The organism is Gemmatimonadota bacterium, from assembly GCA_009838845.1.
Lineage (GTDB): Bacteria > Latescibacterota > UBA2968 > UBA2968 > UBA2968 > VXRD01.
The window spans coordinates 14,146-30,378 of the sequence record VXRD01000076.1; the positions used below are offsets into that span (position 1 = coordinate 14,146).

The 16,233-nt window shown below is 50.6% G+C and carries 11 protein-coding genes; 10 read left to right on the plus strand and 1 reads right to left on the minus strand.

The genetic code is table 11. The features are described from left to right. Positions 1 to 46: 46 nt before the first annotated feature. Entirely contained in the window at positions 47 to 1,771 is a 1,725-nt protein-coding gene (locus tag F4Y39_09945; protein ID MYC14033.1) for a sodium:proton antiporter, read from the minus strand. A 252-nt stretch (positions 1,772 to 2,023) separates the two neighbouring features. Here F4Y39_09945 and F4Y39_09950 point away from each other — a divergent pair, with 252 nt between their 5' ends. From F4Y39_09950 to F4Y39_09995, 10 genes are all read left to right on the plus strand, one after another. Further along, positions 2,024 to 2,215 (plus strand): hypothetical protein, encoded by a 192-nt coding sequence (locus tag F4Y39_09950; protein ID MYC14034.1) that lies wholly within the window; start codon positions 2,024 to 2,026, stop codon positions 2,213 to 2,215. Positions 2,216 to 2,375: 160 nt separating this feature from the next. Then, the gene (gene tsaD / locus F4Y39_09955) at positions 2,376 to 3,425 is read left to right on the plus strand and encodes a tRNA (adenosine(37)-N6)-threonylcarbamoyltransferase complex transferase subunit TsaD (protein MYC14035.1); all 1,050 of its coding nucleotides are present in this window, start codon (positions 2,376 to 2,378) and stop codon (positions 3,423 to 3,425) included. Between the two features lie 2 nt (positions 3,426 to 3,427). Beyond that, on the plus strand, positions 3,428 to 5,572 hold the full coding sequence (locus F4Y39_09960; protein MYC14036.1) for a hypothetical protein: 2,145 nt from the start codon (positions 3,428 to 3,430) through the stop codon (positions 5,570 to 5,572). Continuing rightward, complete coding sequence (locus F4Y39_09965; GenBank protein MYC14037.1) at positions 5,573 to 6,430, plus strand: hypothetical protein; 858 nt, start codon at positions 5,573 to 5,575, stop codon at positions 6,428 to 6,430. A 102-nt stretch (positions 6,431 to 6,532) separates the two neighbouring features. Then, positions 6,533 to 8,962: a DNA translocase FtsK gene (locus F4Y39_09970; protein MYC14038.1), complete on the plus strand. Its 2,430-nt coding sequence runs from the start codon at positions 6,533 to 6,535 to the stop codon at positions 8,960 to 8,962. Further along, positions 8,959 to 9,639 (plus strand): outer membrane lipoprotein carrier protein LolA, encoded by a 681-nt coding sequence (locus tag F4Y39_09975; protein ID MYC14039.1) that lies wholly within the window; start codon positions 8,959 to 8,961, stop codon positions 9,637 to 9,639. The genes F4Y39_09970 and F4Y39_09975 overlap by 4 nt, the downstream gene beginning before the upstream one ends. Positions 9,640 to 9,661: 22 nt before the next feature. After that, positions 9,662 to 10,778, plus strand: a protein-coding gene (locus F4Y39_09980) for a peptide chain release factor 2 (protein MYC14040.1) whose coding sequence is annotated in 2 segments (ribosomal slippage) — positions 9,662 to 9,733 and positions 9,735 to 10,778 — 1,116 coding nt in all. Because the reading frame shifts where the segments join, the coding sequence is not laid out codon by codon here. Between the two features lie 138 nt (positions 10,779 to 10,916). Continuing rightward, complete coding sequence (gene lysS, locus F4Y39_09985) at positions 10,917 to 12,437, plus strand: lysine--tRNA ligase (protein ID MYC14041.1); 1,521 nt, start codon at positions 10,917 to 10,919, stop codon at positions 12,435 to 12,437. Further along, on the plus strand, positions 12,430 to 13,104 hold the full coding sequence (locus F4Y39_09990) for an ABC transporter ATP-binding protein (GenBank protein MYC14042.1): 675 nt from the start codon (positions 12,430 to 12,432) through the stop codon (positions 13,102 to 13,104). Before lysS ends, F4Y39_09990 begins: the two co-directional genes overlap by 8 nt. 102 nt (positions 13,105 to 13,206) lie before the next feature. After that, positions 13,207 to 15,813: an ATP-dependent Clp protease ATP-binding subunit gene (locus tag F4Y39_09995; GenBank protein MYC14043.1), complete on the plus strand. Its 2,607-nt coding sequence runs from the start codon at positions 13,207 to 13,209 to the stop codon at positions 15,811 to 15,813. Positions 15,814 to 16,233: the final 420 nt, after the last annotated feature.

Consider the following 16,233-nt stretch of genomic DNA (forward strand, 5'->3'; position numbering starts at 1 on the left):
GGCATTGTGTGCCTCCTTTTGGCTTAATGAATTGTAAAAAATCCTCTTATGCTGTAAAGAAAGCGACGACGGTCCAGCAGATTGCTGCCATGCCAGCGGCAATGGAGGCTTGTGGAATTTGCGTTTTGACGTGATCCATCAGATCGCAACCCGTACACATAGAACTGAGAACCGTAGTATCTGAAATGGGCGAGCACTGATCGCCGTAAACGCTACCGTCTATAACGGCGGCAAAACACAGCGTCATAAAAAGTTCGGGATGTGAAAGACCATTTGCACCCGCAACCGCCCAGGCCAGTGGCATAGCCAGTGGGAAAGCAACTGCATACGTGCCCCAACTCGTACCTGTGGAAAAGGCAATCGCCATAGTGAGAATTTGAAGCAAGACCGGCAAAATGAAATATGGAATGGTATCTCCGAGTTGCTCCACCAAAAAGATGCCTCCGCCCGTTTCCTTGCTGATACCGCCAATAGTGATGGCGAGCAAGAGAATAACCGAGCCGAGCACCACGCCTTTGAGACCATCGTGAAAACCCGCGACAATGTCTTTGAGCGACATGCCCTTGGCAAGAGCCATACCCACGGCTATCAGAAGCGCGATGCCAAAAGCCCATTGCACATTGGGAGACCCGCTGGTAATAAAAGTCCCGATAGCAATGGCGATAAGCGCGCCCAGAGGCAGGAAAAATTCGAGGACATGCGGCGTGTAGCCTTCGGGCACATTGCTTCCCTGCAATTCTTTAGCACTCAAAGGATCGGCATCGTCGGCGTCGAGTTGCCCGGTCTCTCGAGAACGCTGCATAGCTTCCTTGAGTTGCTTGCCCAAAAAGAGGGGTTTTTCAATACTGAGCAGGAACGTGCCCAACACGGCGAAAATCGCGTAAAAGCAGAACGGGACACTTTTAAAAAAGAAGAGAAGGCGGTCGGCTTCAGTAGCTAAAAAACTGACGCCAGCGACAAAGATAAAAGCCTGAACATAGCCGGGCCAAGCGTTGAAAGCGAGTTGTGAGGCAATCGGTGAAGCAGTCGAATCGACGATGTACGCAAGTTCTTCGTGGCTAATTTTTTCCTCGTCGGCAATGGGTTTGACAGTTGTTCCGACCAGCACGGTGCTGACAGTGCCGCCCTGAAAGAAAATAACACCGAGCATCCAGGCGACGAGCTTGGCACTTTTGGGACCGCGAACAAAACGCACAGTCATAAACTCGGCAAAAGCTTGCGCTGCACCCGTGCGCGACCATATCCCCATAAGCCCGCCCAGGAGCCACAAATAGAGCAATAAGATACTCGCGGCATTTGTCGTTGATAATGAGGGAATTAAAACCTCGCCCGTAAAGTCATAGCGAGTCAAAATAAGCGCGCCCGAAATAATACCGCCCAAAAGAGCTGTAACGGGTTCTTTGGTAATCCAGCACAAGAGCACGGCCACCACCGCGGGCAGCAGTGACCAGTAGCCCCAGTGGTGTTTTGCGAGGAGTTGATAATATTTTGTTTCTCCATCCTCTACCGATGAGACAAATTCCTCTTTGATGGGAGGCGTTTCGCTGGATCCGTGTATTCTCGAGGGGTTGAGCTGCGCTTGCTCAAGCGGCACCGCATCGAAATAGGCAGGTTTTCCTCTGTAGGTGTAATACAGATTGCCGCTATCGTCTGTGAGGACGTCTAAGGTGATTTGTTCAACGGTCCATGTAGGCGGCACAGTTGACCCTACAATCCACGACACGATTATGGCGATGGCAAAAATGACAAAATTGCGAATACCTGTAGGCATATACTTCCTCCAGAGTAAGGGTCTAAAAACACGGGGAGAAGGTGTCCAAAAATAAGGCGGTAAAATGCACTTGTCAATTGCTTTGGCGCGGGATGAGCATGGGAAATCGGGATAAAACAAGTTGACTTTGTGCATAAGTTTGTTACATTATCTTCAAATTTATTCCCTGGCCATGATCACCCCTATTTATGGCCGAAAGGGTTGTGTGCATGGCGAGATTTTTTTAACGACGCCGGTGGAGAGGAGGGTTTTATGGAGCAAGCGTTTCCACAGTGTTTGAAGTGCAACACGGGTATTTTGCTACCGCTGTCGGATTATGGGCGCGATGGGGCATCTATCATGTACAAAGCATGGGTATGCAACAATCCCAACTGCGGATTTAATTTGCGGATTGACAACGGTGAAATTAGCACGGGCCGGGATATTACCGAGTCCTACAAGTAGAGCTGCCATTTCGGCGGGGAATACCTCGCCGAAATGGTTGTTTTTCCCCTTACCGGTTTGCCGTTTCACCTTCTCCAAAAAGGGCGGCACCGGTTTCTTTCTTTTTTCCCTTCGTATGCCGATACACTCCCCTTAATTTCCCAACAACTGATACATACTTATGAGCATTTCTGATCGGCCCATTTTAGGTATTGAAACATCCTGCGACGAAACTGCCGCTGCCGTGGTAGCTGATGGGCATATCTATTCCAACGCGATTTTTTCCCAAACAGAACACAGTCTCTACGGCGGCGTGGTACCCGAACTGGCATCTCGCAACCACATACGAACACTCCTGCCCGTCGTCGATCAAGCACTTTTAGAAGCCGACCTGAAACTGGGCGATTTAGGTGGTATCGCTGTGACACAGGGACCCGGCCTGGTCGGCTCCCTGCTGGTGGGCATTTCCGTGAGCAAAGGGCTTGCACTGGGTTCGGGGCTACCCCTTGTGGGTGTGCATCACATTGAAGGCCATTTATTTGCAGGCAGTATGGCGCATCCCGACCTGGTGCCACCTTTTATGGCACTGGTGGCTTCAGGAGGACACACGGAATTGATTTATGTCTGTGCGTGGGGCAATTACGAGCGCTGGGGACGCACGCGCGACGATGCCGCAGGTGAAGCATTTGATAAAGTGGCTAAAATACTGGGGCTATTGCGCGAAGGCGAGGTCACCATGGGCGGACCGCGCATTTCAATGCTTGCCGAAGAGGGAAACCCCAATGCGTTTGATTTTCCGCGTGCATTGATCAACGATCCGGGATTTGATTTTAGTTTTAGTGGGCTAAAAACCTCTGTACTCTATCGGATTCGCGATTTCCCTGTGGAGGATATTAAAGCTATTCGAGCGAATATTGCGGCGAGTTTTCAGGCGGCTGTGGTCGATGTGCTCGTGGATAAGACACTCAAAGCGGCACGGGAAGTAGGTGCAGAACGAGTATTGCTTTCGGGTGGTGTAGCCGCCAATCGCGCGCTGCGGGCACAACTCGCCGACGGGGCGTCCAAACTCGGGATGGGTGTGTTTTATCCGCCCACGCTCTTGTGCACGGACAATGCGGCGATGATTGCCGGCGCAGGTGCTTTTCGATTGGCGCGAGGTGAAGTTGCCGGAGGCAATTTGAATGCGGCCCCACGGTTGCCGCTGCCTGGACTGCGCGAGCGGCAGGTATAACAATGCTGCGCGATATTGGATTTTCCACCTCAGATGGGTGGCTGTTATTAATCGTTGGCTGCGCCGGAATTTATCTCGCTTTTCTAATGTATCGCTCGCGCCTTAAGGGCACACATCAATTGTTGTTGGGTGTGCGCGTCGCGGCACTTGTTTTGCTAATTGGCCTTTTGATGGAGCCGATTCTCGCATTGACATTGCATACGCAGCGTTTGCCCTTAGTCGCCCTGCTCATCGACGACAGCGAAAGCATGAAAATAGCAGATGGGGATACCGCGCGTTTTGAAGTAGTAAAAGCCTTGCTGGCCGGTCACTCGCTCAAAAATTTGCGCGATCGTGCGCGAGTGACGCAGTTTCGGTTTTCCGATGTTTTGACGCACATGCGCGAGGAAGAAGAACTTACATGGGCGGGGCGAGCGAGCGACCTGGCAGGTGCATTAGATGCGTTGCGCGAGCAAACAATGGGTGAAGGGCTTGCCGCTGTGGTGCTCATTTCAGATGGCGGACAAAATTTGGGTGGGAGCCCAGAGCGGGCAGCGGTTGATCTGGGCGCGCCAGTGATCGCTGTGGGAACAGGTGACCCGGTCGCACCTAAAGATGTATCCATAGTATCGGCGGTTATCGATCCCCTGGGCTATGTGGGTAGGTCGCTGGTGATGCAAGTGCGCGTACTTTCTTCTGGATTTGAACGAGTGCGCGAGCGGGTGCGCGTACTCCTGGATGATCGGGAAGTGAGTGCCCAAACCATTGCGCTGGCCGATGGTGAGCAGACCCTTGAATTTGAGATCCGACCCGAGCGATCCGGACGGCATGCATTTTCGGTACAAATTGCGGCACAAGCAGACGAGCGTACGGTGGGCAACAACCGCGTAGTGGTCTCGACAGATGTGCTCGAAAGCCGCGTGCGCATTTTAATACTCTCAGGCAGCCCAGGTGCCGATTTGGGTTATTTGCGACGCGTGCTACAAGAAGATGCCAATTTGGAAGTTGAGGTGCTGGTACGCACATTGATGGCCGGGTGGCAAAGAGATGTACATCGCGCACTGCGCACATTGGACGAGCGCGATATAGTCGCGTTGATCAACGCACCCTACGAAGTGCTTGCAGGTGTACCAGAGCAGGCAATTGTCGCCTTTGTGCAAAAAGGCGGGGGGCTGTTGGCTCTGGGAGGTGATGCAGCTTTTGATAACGGGTACGCGCACTCGGCATTGGCCGATGTTTTGCCCGTGCAGGTTTTGAGATCGTCAGACACATTTCAAGAACGCGCTTTTGCCCTTTCGTTTCCCGATTCTCGCCACCCCATTTTGCGCGTATCAGACGATCCATTGAGCGACCGCGACGCCTGGGAAGTATTGCCGCCACTTCTATCTTATAATCGCGTGGGAGCTCCTGTTTCTAATGCAACTGTGTTGGCACATCATCCCACAGAGCGCGTTGATGGCAAACCGATGCCAGTGCTGGCAATTCGCCGCGTGGGCGCGGGAAAAACCGCGATTATAGCCTATCAAACATTTTGGCGTCACGGATTGATGATGTGGGGCGATGGCAAGACCGATGCCGTGGCACGCGCATTTTGGAAAAATATGGTGCGTTGGCTGGTCACGCGCGACGAGATGTCCCGCATAAAAATCATGACCGGAAAACCCGCGTATCGAAGCGGCGAAGCGGTCGCGGTGCATGCAAGCATTTTTGACCACCTGTTGCAACCGCGTTCTGGCGCGCGAGTTCTGGCGCGAGTCGGCGACAGTTTGGGTGTGCGAGAAGTTGTTTTGCGCGATTTGGGCGGTGGGCGGTATGCTGGCAATTTGGGGCGTTTTCCACAAGGCGATTACGAGCTTCAGGTGCAGGCACGGGCCAATGATGGTGACCTCGGCACGGGCACGGGTCGTTTTACTGTGGGAAGATACAGCCTGGAATACGAAACCGTGCGCCTGCGCGCCGAACTGCTCGGCGATATTGCCACGCGCAGTGGTGGGCAATATGTGAGACCTGGTGATCTGAAAGCCGCTCTCGATTCGCTTGTGCTGGCTCCAGAACCTGTTATCACCCTCCACCGGGTCAGGTTGTGGGGACATGAATGGCCGCTTTTTTTGCTGGTGGGATTGCTGGTATTAGAATGGACGATTCGACGAAGATTGGGGATGTTATAAATGGATAGAATACAGAATTTAAAAAACAAAATGTATTCAGTAATCAGTGCGCTGTTTTGTTGCACGATCTTGCTGACTATAAAGGTCTCTGCACAGGTGGTGATCAACGAGGTGATGGCGCGACCTACCGATGGGACAGAGTGGGTTGAACTGTACAACCGTTCGCCAGACGCGGTTCACCTATCGGGGTGGACGTTATCCGATTTGCGGACAACGGGACAATTTGAAACAGGTGCGGTCATCGATGGTGGAGGATATGTGATCGTCGCACAAGACGCAAATGCTATTGGCCTGCAATATCCTGGCCTCGATGTTCCCATCTTGTCGCTTACCCGCTGGCCCCGACTGAACAATGGGGGCGATGGTCTCATTTTGCGCGATGCGACGGCAACGCTTGTCGATAGCATCTTTTATCCAGCACAAGCGACTGATATAAGTCTGGAACGCATTGATCTCACTGTAGTGGGAGATCAAAACAACTGGCTCGACAGCCAGGATCCGCAGGGTGCGACCCCTGGGACTGCAAATAGCGTTCGATTTAACAATGACGTAGCGGAGTTATCTGTGGTGGTTGAACCCAATCCCTTTGTCGATCAAGTCGCCATTACATATCGGGTGCCCTCCCCCAGACTCCACGCAAATTTGTGGGTGTTTGATCGCACGGGCAGACGCGTGGCCTCCTTACTCAGAAGTATTGAAAGCGGCAGTCAGCGCGTTGTAAATTGGGATGGGAGCAACGATAATGGACAAGTTTTAAAGCCCGGTATTTATGTTATCTACCTGGAAGTCAGCACACCGGAAGGCGAATTATTCCACACCCGAAAATCTGTGGTGCTGGCAAAAGGTATAAGCGAATAAAGTGTGGTGTTGGGTGGACTTTTTTCTTTTCACTTCTTATTTTTATTTGTCGATGTCCCCACATCGGACCTATTCTCCCCTTTGATGCTGTGAGGAACAAATATGGAACAGTCATCGAAGGCATTACCTGAGACCTCAAAAGATCAGTCGAGATTACCTTTTCAAATTTTGGGCATATGCTTGATTGCACTCGCGCTATTGATGGTTCTGAGCCTGCTATCGCACTCGCCTGAGGACCCCCCCAATTCGACGCGCCCCAACGAGTTGGCGCAAAATCTGGTTGGGTGGCTCGGCGCACACTTATCCTACCATTTGCTATTTAGCGTGGGCTATGGCGCTTACGCGCTGATCGTTGTGGCATTGGTATGGGGGTGGAACCGCCTCAGGATGTCGAGCGTCAGATCACTAGTGATGCACAGTATCATTCTGTTTTCACTAATGGTGATTTATTGTGGCACAACAGGCGTGCTCTTTTGGGAACGCCCCACAATGGCCTGGAAATTGGGAGGTGGGCTGGGATTTATGGTATCGTCTTCCCTGCTGGTGCCCTATTTGGGTACTGTTGGTTCTTATATTTCTTTGGCGACGCTATTTGTGGTACTATTGATGGTTGCCACCGATATTCCGTTTAACCGAATACCCGAGTGGACATTCTTAAAAAAACGTGCGGAGAAGTCTGACAAGAACGAGACATCGACCGAAGTGGCACGAGTTGAGGACTCCGATCAAGTCGAGGATATCGATCAAATTGAGGACATTGATCAAAAAAAAAATACAACTGAAGAAGAGATTGCTGACGACCCCATTTTAGATGAATGGGAAAAGGACGAATTGGCCGAGATGCCCAGGCCCGTGATCGCCGATGACATAAAAGAAAAAGACATCGATGAACTATTAGAGAAGCACACAAAAAAGACAGTTGCTGATCCCATTCCAGATATGGCACGGGTTGAGCGAGAAGAAGACAAATTGCCTGAAGTGGAATTTGAGATAGCAGATGAAACGCCTGAGCCAGAACCAGAGCCTGTTCCTTCAAAAAAGAAAAAGAAAATCAAGCGCAAGCGATCTTCGACATATTTGCTGCCCGATTTGAAGTTGCTGGAGGATCCCCCTCCGGGTGATGGGATTATAGGCCGCGAAACCCTGTTTAAAGGGGCACAGGTATTGGAGCAAAGCCTGAGCAATTTTGGCGTTCAGGGCAAAGTGGTGCAGGTCAATCCCGGTCCTGTTATTACGACATATGAGGTTGCACCACCCCCGGGCGTGAAAGTCAGCAAAATCGTCGGACTTGCAGACGATCTCGCCCTCGTGATGAAAGCGCAAAGCATTCGCATTCAGGCTCCCATTCCCGGAAAGGCTGCGGTCGGCATTGAAGTGCCCAATCCAGAACCTTATACGGTCTTCTTAAAAGAAATTTTGGAATCGCGCGCATTTGAGCAGTCCGATTCAAAATTGATGCTCGGATTCGGCAAAACAGCTTCGGGTGACCCCTATTGTGCCGATCTGGCAAAAATGCCGCATTTGTTAATTGCCGGCGCAACAGGGTCTGGCAAGTCGGGATGTATCAATGCACTGATTTCCAGTATTTTGTTCCGCTGCACACCAGAGGAAGTGCGTTTTATTATGGTGGATCCCAAAATGCTGGAATTGTCAATTTACAACGATATTCCACATCTCCTGGCACCTGTTGTCGTCGATCCCAAAATGGCATCGGATGCGCTCAAGTGGGCGGTATCAGAGATGGAGAACCGATATCGCACAATGGCGCAGTTTACCGCGCGCAATATCACTGATTTTAATGCCAAAATGGTGCGGCTGCGACAGGAAGCACCCACCGAGGAAGACCGCGAAGAAATTCCCGATGCCTTGCCCTATATTGTCGTGGTAATCGATGAATTGGCCGATTTGATGATGACTGCACCGAGCGATATAGAAAACTCACTGGCGCGATTGGCACAAATGGCCCGCGCTGTGGGCATCCATCTCATTATTGCAACCCAGCGTCCTTCAGTAAATGTGATTACGGGGACAATCAAAGCCAATTTTCCAACGCGCATTGCATTTCGCGTGGCATCCAAGGTCGATTCGCGCACGATTATTGACGCCAATGGCGGTGAAAAACTCCTGGGACGAGGAGATATGCTATTTTTGCCTCCAGGACAACCAGAACCCATTCGCCTTCACGGTGCGTGGATCGATACCGAAGAAACCGAACAATTAGTGGCCTGGGTGAGCGATCAGGATGTCGAACTCGACAGAGTTGAATTTGAAGGCGAAAATAGCGATCTTTCTGTTGTAGATAATGAGCGCGATGCCAGGTTTGATGAGGCATTGCGATTGGTGGTTATCCACCAGCAGGGCTCGGCATCGCTCCTGCAGCGCCGGATGAAGGTCGGATACTCGCGGGCCGCACGCCTTGTTGACGAACTCGAAGCCGCCGGTATTGTTGGTCCGTCCAATGGATCGAGTAAGGGGCGCGAAGTCCTCGTTGACGAAGACTATTTAGAGGAACTCGAGGAGTTGGATGTATGATGCGTAGAATGCACCACAGGCGTAGCCTGCAAGCCCTTCTCGCTATTCTCGGTATTTTATTTTTCACGGGAACTGTGCAGGCCGATACGCGCGGCTCAGAGGTAGTTGCGAAATTGCAAAAAAAATTTGCAGATCTCGAGACGCTTTCCGCTCACTTTGTCAAACAACACTATTGGCGCGTGATGGACCAGCATCAAGAAGTCAAAGGCAAGTTGCTGGTTCAGCGCCCCGATCAGTTTCGAATGGATTCGGATGTACAGGTAGTGGTGAGCGATGGCAAAACCGTGTGGCACTATGCGCCTGCCAATGCCCAGGTGTTGGTGAGCGATTACACCGCGATGGAAAATGATCGAAACTATGAAAAATTGTTATTTGATCTGATTTTTTGGGGTGGGTACGACGAAAATTATGTGCCCGTTTATGTGGGAGAAGAAAAGATCCATCGCAAAACGTGTTACGCGGTCGATCTATTGGCAAAAAAAGAAGATACGTATATCCATAAAATTCGCCTATGGATAGACAAACGACTCTACCTGGTGCGGCAAGTGGAATATCGCAATATCCACGAAGATGTGACAACATTTGTGTTGTCGGACTTGAAGGTCAACAAAAAAGCCAGGCCCGATCAATTTACATTTCACATACCCAGCGGAGTGGAATTGATCGATTTGCGTTGATTATAACCGAAAGGAACAAATAATGGCTGTGGAAATTCAGGTGCGTGAACTACAAGACGCGCTATCCGATTATAGCACGCGCGTAGATAAACTCGGGAGGTATCTTTGACCTCGATCAAAGACGAACAAAAATTGCCGAATTTGAAAAACTCATGGAAGCACCGGATTTCTGGAATGACCGCGAAAATGCACAGCGGATTATCGACGCCTGTAATGCGGAAAAATACTGGGTTGAAAGTTGGGAAAATTTAAATGAACAAGTGGGCGATTTGGATGTGCTTTTTCAATTGGCGTGCGAAGAAGGCGATGCCGAATCTCTGTCTGAAGTCGCTGCTGAAGTACCCGGGGCTGGCGCAGCTTTAGACGCACTTGAATTGCAGCACATGTTGGGCGATCGAGAAGATCGCAACGACGCGATATTGACCATTCATCCGGGCGCTGGGGGTACCGAAGCAGCAGACTGGGCGCAAATGTTGATGCGTATGTACACGCGGTGGGCCGAGCGGCGTGGGTTTCAAACCACTGTCCTGGATACGCTTCCCGGCGAAACGGCCGGAATTAAGAGTGCGACAATTGAAGTGAAGGGCGATTATGCTTTTGGCTATCTCAAGTCCGAATCTGGTGTACACAGACTGGTGCGGATTTCTCCTTATGATTCCAACAATCGTCGCCACACATCATTTGCATCCGTTTTTGTCTATCCCGACGCCGAAGGCGATATCGAGGTGGAGATCAATCCCAATGATCTGAAAGTAGATACCTATCGCGCTGGGGGTGCTGGCGGACAACACGTGAACAAAACCGATTCGGCGGTGCGTATTACCCACGAACCCACAGGGATTGTGGTGCAATGCCAGAACGAGCGTTCTCAGTACAAGAACCGCAATACGGCCATGAAAATTCTCAAAGCGCGATTGTATCAACACCTGCGGGAAGAAGAAGACAAAAAACGCGCCGAACTCGAAAGCACAAAAAAACGCATTGAATGGGGCAGTCAGATCCGCAATTACGTTTTTCAACCCTATCAGATGGTGAAAGACGCGCGAACGGGCTTTGAGACATCGAATGTTTCGGGGGTTATAGATGGCGATCTCGACCCATTTATCCGCGCATATTTACTGTCGTCGAGCACCGCGTGAACTGAGTTTTTAGCAGTGCCCTCAGGCGGGCAATGCGCTTGACTTGAATATGCATATTGGTTATAGTTTAATGACCTTTACAACGTTTAATCTTATAGATATTAGAAGGGCTGGGAGGCTCTTGCCTTGACTCGGGTTATGGGACAAACGCCAGAATCTCAATTGATCGAACAGCGCCTGCAAAAACTCGACGCCATTCGGGATTTGGGCATTGAGCCTTACCCGTACCGCTTTGAGCCCACGCACCATTCTGTGGATATTGTCGCGTCTTTTGATACGCTGAGCGCATCGGGCGATGAGGTGCGGGTTGCCGGTCGATTAATTGTTACGCGAGGTCATGGCAAAGCGGCCTTTGCCGATCTGCGGGATGCCGTGGGCCGTCTGCAAATTTACGTGCGGCTCGACAATATTGGCGATGATGCTTTCGCGCTGTGGAAGTTGCTGGATATCGGCGATTTTATCGGCGTATCTGGCCAAGTCTTCAAGACGCGCACAGGTCAAATATCCGTTCAAGTTCAAACGCTCGCATTGTTGACCAAAGCCATTCGTCCGCTGCCCGTTCCAAAAGAAGAAATACGCGATGGCGAGCGCGTTATCCACGATCAATTTAGCGACAAAGAACTGCGATATCGCCGTCGTTATCTGGACCTGGCACTCAATCCCGATGTGCAGGCGGTGTTTCGCAAGCGCAGCGCGGTCGTATCTGCGATTCGCGAATTTTTAGATTCACGCAGTTTTTTAGAAGTCGAAACACCGGTGTTGCAGCCGCTCTACGGCGGGGCTTCAGCCCGTCCTTTTGTGACGCATCACAACGTGCTGGACATGCCGCTATACCTGCGGATATCCGATGAATTATATCTCAAGCGTTTGATTGTGGGTGGGCTTGAGCGGGTGTATGAAATCGGCAAAAATTTTCGCAATGAGGGCATCGACCGAACTCATAATCCCGAGTTTTCGATGCTCGAATTGTATCAAGCCTACGCCGATTATTCAGATATGATGGCAATAGCCGAGGCACTCTACGCCTTTGTGGCCGAAAAGGTAAATGGCGCGACAACGCTCGAATATCAGGGTCGAGAAATTGATCTCACCCCCCCCTGGCCGCGCATTCCCATGCTCGAAGCCATAGAAAAATACAGCGGTATTGATGTGGCGCGCGCCTCAGATGCCGAGTTGCGTGCCGCATACAAGCGTTTTGATTCCGATATCGAACCGAATACAGAGCGAGGTTTGTTGATCAATGCGTTATTCGAAGCCTGTGTCGAGCCTGAATTGATTCAACCGACCTTTATTACTGACTATCCTATTGCGGTGTCTCCCCTGGCCAAACGCCATCGGACCCAAAAAGACCTCACCGAACGATTTGAATTTTTTATCAATGGTTGGGAAGCGGGCAATGCGTTTTCCGAACTGAACGATCCGATTGATCAGCGGCAGCGATTTGCGCATCAAAAAACCTTGCGCGATCGGGGCGACGACGAGGCTCAGATTCTCGATGAAGATTTTTTGATGGCCCTGGAACACGGGATGCCACCGACGGGTGGGTTGGGCATTGGTGTTGATCGAATGGTGATGTTGCTCGCAGACGCGCCTTCGATTCGAGACGCAATTCTGTTTCCGCACATGCGCCCTGAAGAGGGCCTTGAAGACCATGGATGAGTTGCTGCGCGCAACAGGGGTTTGCAAACACTATGTATTGGGGGATACCCATATCGAAGTACTAAAAGGGGTTGACCTCGGGGTTGTTCGCGGCGAAATTGTTGCAGTGGTTGGTGCTTCGGGTGTCGGAAAAAGTACTTTGTTACACATTATGGGCGGGTTAGACCATCCGGCTTCGGGGACGGTTGTCATCGATGGCGTCGATATATTTGCCCTTTCAGATACTGATCGCGCCAAATTTCGCAATCGACAGATTGGGTTTGTTTTTCAGTTTCACCACTTGTTGCGCGATTTTACTGCGCTTGAAAATGTGATGATGCCCCTGATGATTGCCGGTGATTCGCACGATAAAGCACGAGTACCCGCACAAAAATTACTCTGTGATGTCGGTCTGGAAAATCGGCTTGCACATTTGCCTTCCGAACTTTCTGGTGGGGAAGCACAGCGCGTTGCTGTTGCGAGGGCACTGGTGACACAACCCGCTATTGTTCTGGCCGACGAACCTTCTGGCAATCTCGATAGGGCGCGCAGTGCACAGCTTCACGCATTAATTTGGGAACTTGCCAGAACCCGGCACCAAACGTGCATTATTGTAACACACGACCAGCATCTGGCTGCTCGCGCTGATCGGGTGGTCGAGATGGAAGACGGTCGTCTCATTGTTTAAATAAAAAGGCGTGTGAAACAGTGTTGAGTTTTCCTTTATAAACTGTTATACTGGAATCAAACACGCTTCGCCAGATTTCTCGTTAGGCGAGAGGAGTATTCAATGCAGAACAGTATGTTTTCGGACCAGGTGAAGCAGGTCATGCAACTCGCTCGCGAAGAAGCAGCGCGTCTGGGACACAATTACATCGGCACCGAGCACTTGCTGCTGGGCATCATACGCGGGGGCAAAAGTACAGCTATCCAGGTGCTGACAAATTTGAACTTAAATCTCGAAAGGATCAAGCAATCCATCGACGATTTTGTCGCTTCTTCTGGTAGTTCAATGACGATGGGTGAAGTGCCTTTTACACCCCGCGCAAAACAGATTCTCGAAATTGCTGCCAATGAAGCCAAAGAAATGAAGAGCCGAGTCGTGAGAACCAGCCATCTGCTGTTGGCACTGTTGAAAGATAAAGACGGGGTTGCCGCACAGATTTTGGTCACATTCGGCGTAGATCACAGAACCGCCAAGGAGGAGGTGATTGCCGTTTTGCAAGGAAAATCTTCGGGTGGTAAGCGCGAAAAAAGAAAAAGCAAAACGCCTTTCCTCGATCATTTCGGACGCGATTTAACCGATCTGGCGCGGCAGGGCAAACTCGATCCAACCATTGGTCGCGATCGCGAAATCGAACGGGTGTCACAGATACTTGCCAGACGGAAAAAGAACAACCCTGTACTTGTGGGCGAACCCGGCGTGGGTAAAACACAGATCATCGAGGGATTGGCACAGCGCATTGTAGAACGGCGGGTCCCACAAATTTTGCTGGACAAGCGCGTAGTTACGCTCGATATGGGCGGGATTGTCGCCGGCACAAAATACCGCGGACAGTTTGAAGAGCGCCTGAAAGCTGTGATGAATGAACTTCAGCAAAGCCAGAATGTGATCATTTTTATCGATGAGTTGCACACTATTGTCGGTGCCGGTAGTGCCGAGGGTACGCTGGATGCATCCAATATGTTTAAACCCTCACTTTCCCGCGGCGAATTGCAGTGCATTGGCGCAACGACCTTAGATGAATATCGAAAATATATTGAAAAGGACGGCGCGCTCGAACGGCGGTTCCAGACGATAGTAGTCGATGCCCCTTCAGTGGGTGAGACCATTGAAATTCTCAAGGGCCTAAAAGACAGTTATGAGGCACATCACAAAGTATCGTTTTTACCTGACGCTATCGAAGCAGCAGCGCAAATGGCCGACCGCTATATCAGTGATCGCCACTTGCCCGACAAGGCCATTGATGTAATTGATGAAACGGGAGCGCGGGTGCGATTGTCTCGCCTCAATCCCCCCGAAGAGATCAAAGAAATCGAGATGGCCATTAGTGAGATTACGCGAAAAAAGGATATGGCTGCCGAAAATCAGCAATTTGAAGAGGCGGCAAGGTTGCGCGACCGCGAGAGAGAACTCAAAAACGAACTCGAAAATATGCGCCAGGCGTGGGAAGTACAGGTGACAGATGACGTTGTCGAAGTAACAGAAGAACACATTGCCGAAGTGATTTCGAGCATGACGGGTATTCCCGTGTTTCGGCTGGCACAGGCCGAATCCGAAAGACTGATCAACATGGCGTCTGAGTTGCAAAAGCGGGTGATTGGGCAAGAGGAAGCGGTTTCTACGGTATGTCGCTCCATTCGGCGCACGCGTGCGGGTCTCAAAGACCCCAATCGCCCAATCGGCACGTTTTTGTTCTTGGGCCCCACGGGTATTGGCAAAACGTATTTGGCGCAAGCACTGGCGCAGTATCTGTTTGACGATGAAGATGCACTCGTAACCGTAGATATGTCGGAATATATGGAAAAATTCGCGGTATCTCGGCTCGTTGGTGCGCCACCGGGTTATGTGGGATACGATGAGGGCGGACAGCTAACGGAAAAAGTGCGCCGGCGTCCCTACTCGGTGGTTTTGCTCGATGAAATTGAAAAAGCCCACCCCGATGTATTCAATATCCTCTTACAGGTGTTGGATGAAGGACGTTTGACAGATAGCTTTGGGCGCAAGGTAAATTTCAAAAATACCATTTTGATTATGACATCCAATCTGGGAACCAAAGATCTGCAGAATGCAGGTGGTTTGGGATTTGGCCGGTCAGACAAAAAATCGATCCGCGAAAAAATGGAAGAGCGAATCAACGAAGAGGTCAAAAAGACATTTAACCCCGAGTTTATCAACCGCCTGGATGAAACAGTGATCTTCAATCCGCTGGATCGAAAGGAAATTATTCAGATTGTCGATATTGAGCTTGAAAAAATTCTCGCTCGTGTTGCAGAACGCGATATCGACGTGCGTCTCACACAGGGGGCCAAGAGTTTGATCGCCGAAAAGGGCTATGATCCGACGTATGGCGCGCGGCATCTGCGGCGCACCATTCAAAAGATGATTGAAGATCCCATGGCCGAAGAGATCATTATGGGTCACTTTGCCGATGGCTGCAAGGTTCGGGTGAGCAAAAAAGGCGATACGCTCAGCTTTGAGGGAGATTCTATTGCAAAAGAAGAATCGAAAGAAGAATCGGAAGACACGACCGAAATTCAGATGAGTAAAAAAGATAGTAATCTCAACACGGCTGATGAGAGCGGAGAGGGTAATCTCGATGAAAAAGTTGGAGATCAGGACAAATCGGGAGATCCTGTCGGAGAAGAAGAAGTAGTGAACAAGGACAAAGCATGATCGTGAAGGTGCGGTCAATACCCAAACGGCCCGGGCATTAGTCCGGGCTGTTTGTCGTACTGTCGGAACATTTTCCTCTGCTGGGCGTTTGAGGCTTACAAAATAAAGCGCGAATAGACGAATAGACGAATAGACGAATAGACGAACCCCACCCTATCACCCAAAGTTGTTACAAACTCCGTCGTTGATTCGCTGATTCGTTGATTCGCTGATTCGTTGATTCGTTGATTCGTTGATTCGTTTTATGTGGTTTTTCAAATAGGTACTGCGCAACGTGAAAAAAATTTTTACACACAGTTTTTTTCTCATCATTGTACTATTGAGCGGGCGCACGGGCGCTCAAGAAGGCCCGGTGATTCAAGAGATCCGCATTCGAGGCAATGATTGGGTCGAGACTTCTTTTATTGAATCTCAAAGCGG

What these genes read in the sequence shown, in the direction of transcription:
- F4Y39_09945 (MYC14033.1), bottom strand. Translation starts at nt 1,771, where the DNA reads ATGCCTACAGGTATTCGCAATTTTGTCATTTTTGCCATCGCCATAATC.
- F4Y39_09950 (MYC14034.1), top strand. Translation starts at nt 2,024, where the DNA reads ATGGAGCAAGCGTTTCCACAGTGTTTGAAGTGCAACACGGGTATTTTG.
- tsaD (MYC14035.1), top strand. Translation starts at nt 2,376, where the DNA reads ATGAGCATTTCTGATCGGCCCATTTTAGGTATTGAAACATCCTGCGAC.
- F4Y39_09960 (MYC14036.1), top strand. Translation starts at nt 3,428, where the DNA reads ATGCTGCGCGATATTGGATTTTCCACCTCAGATGGGTGGCTGTTATTA.
- F4Y39_09965 (MYC14037.1), top strand. Translation starts at nt 5,573, where the DNA reads ATGGATAGAATACAGAATTTAAAAAACAAAATGTATTCAGTAATCAGT.
- F4Y39_09970 (MYC14038.1), top strand. Translation starts at nt 6,533, where the DNA reads ATGGAACAGTCATCGAAGGCATTACCTGAGACCTCAAAAGATCAGTCG.
- F4Y39_09975 (MYC14039.1), top strand. Translation starts at nt 8,959, where the DNA reads ATGATGCGTAGAATGCACCACAGGCGTAGCCTGCAAGCCCTTCTCGCT.
- lysS (MYC14041.1), top strand. Translation starts at nt 10,917, where the DNA reads ATGGGACAAACGCCAGAATCTCAATTGATCGAACAGCGCCTGCAAAAA.
- F4Y39_09990 (MYC14042.1), top strand. Translation starts at nt 12,430, where the DNA reads ATGGATGAGTTGCTGCGCGCAACAGGGGTTTGCAAACACTATGTATTG.
- F4Y39_09995 (MYC14043.1), top strand. Translation starts at nt 13,207, where the DNA reads ATGCAGAACAGTATGTTTTCGGACCAGGTGAAGCAGGTCATGCAACTC.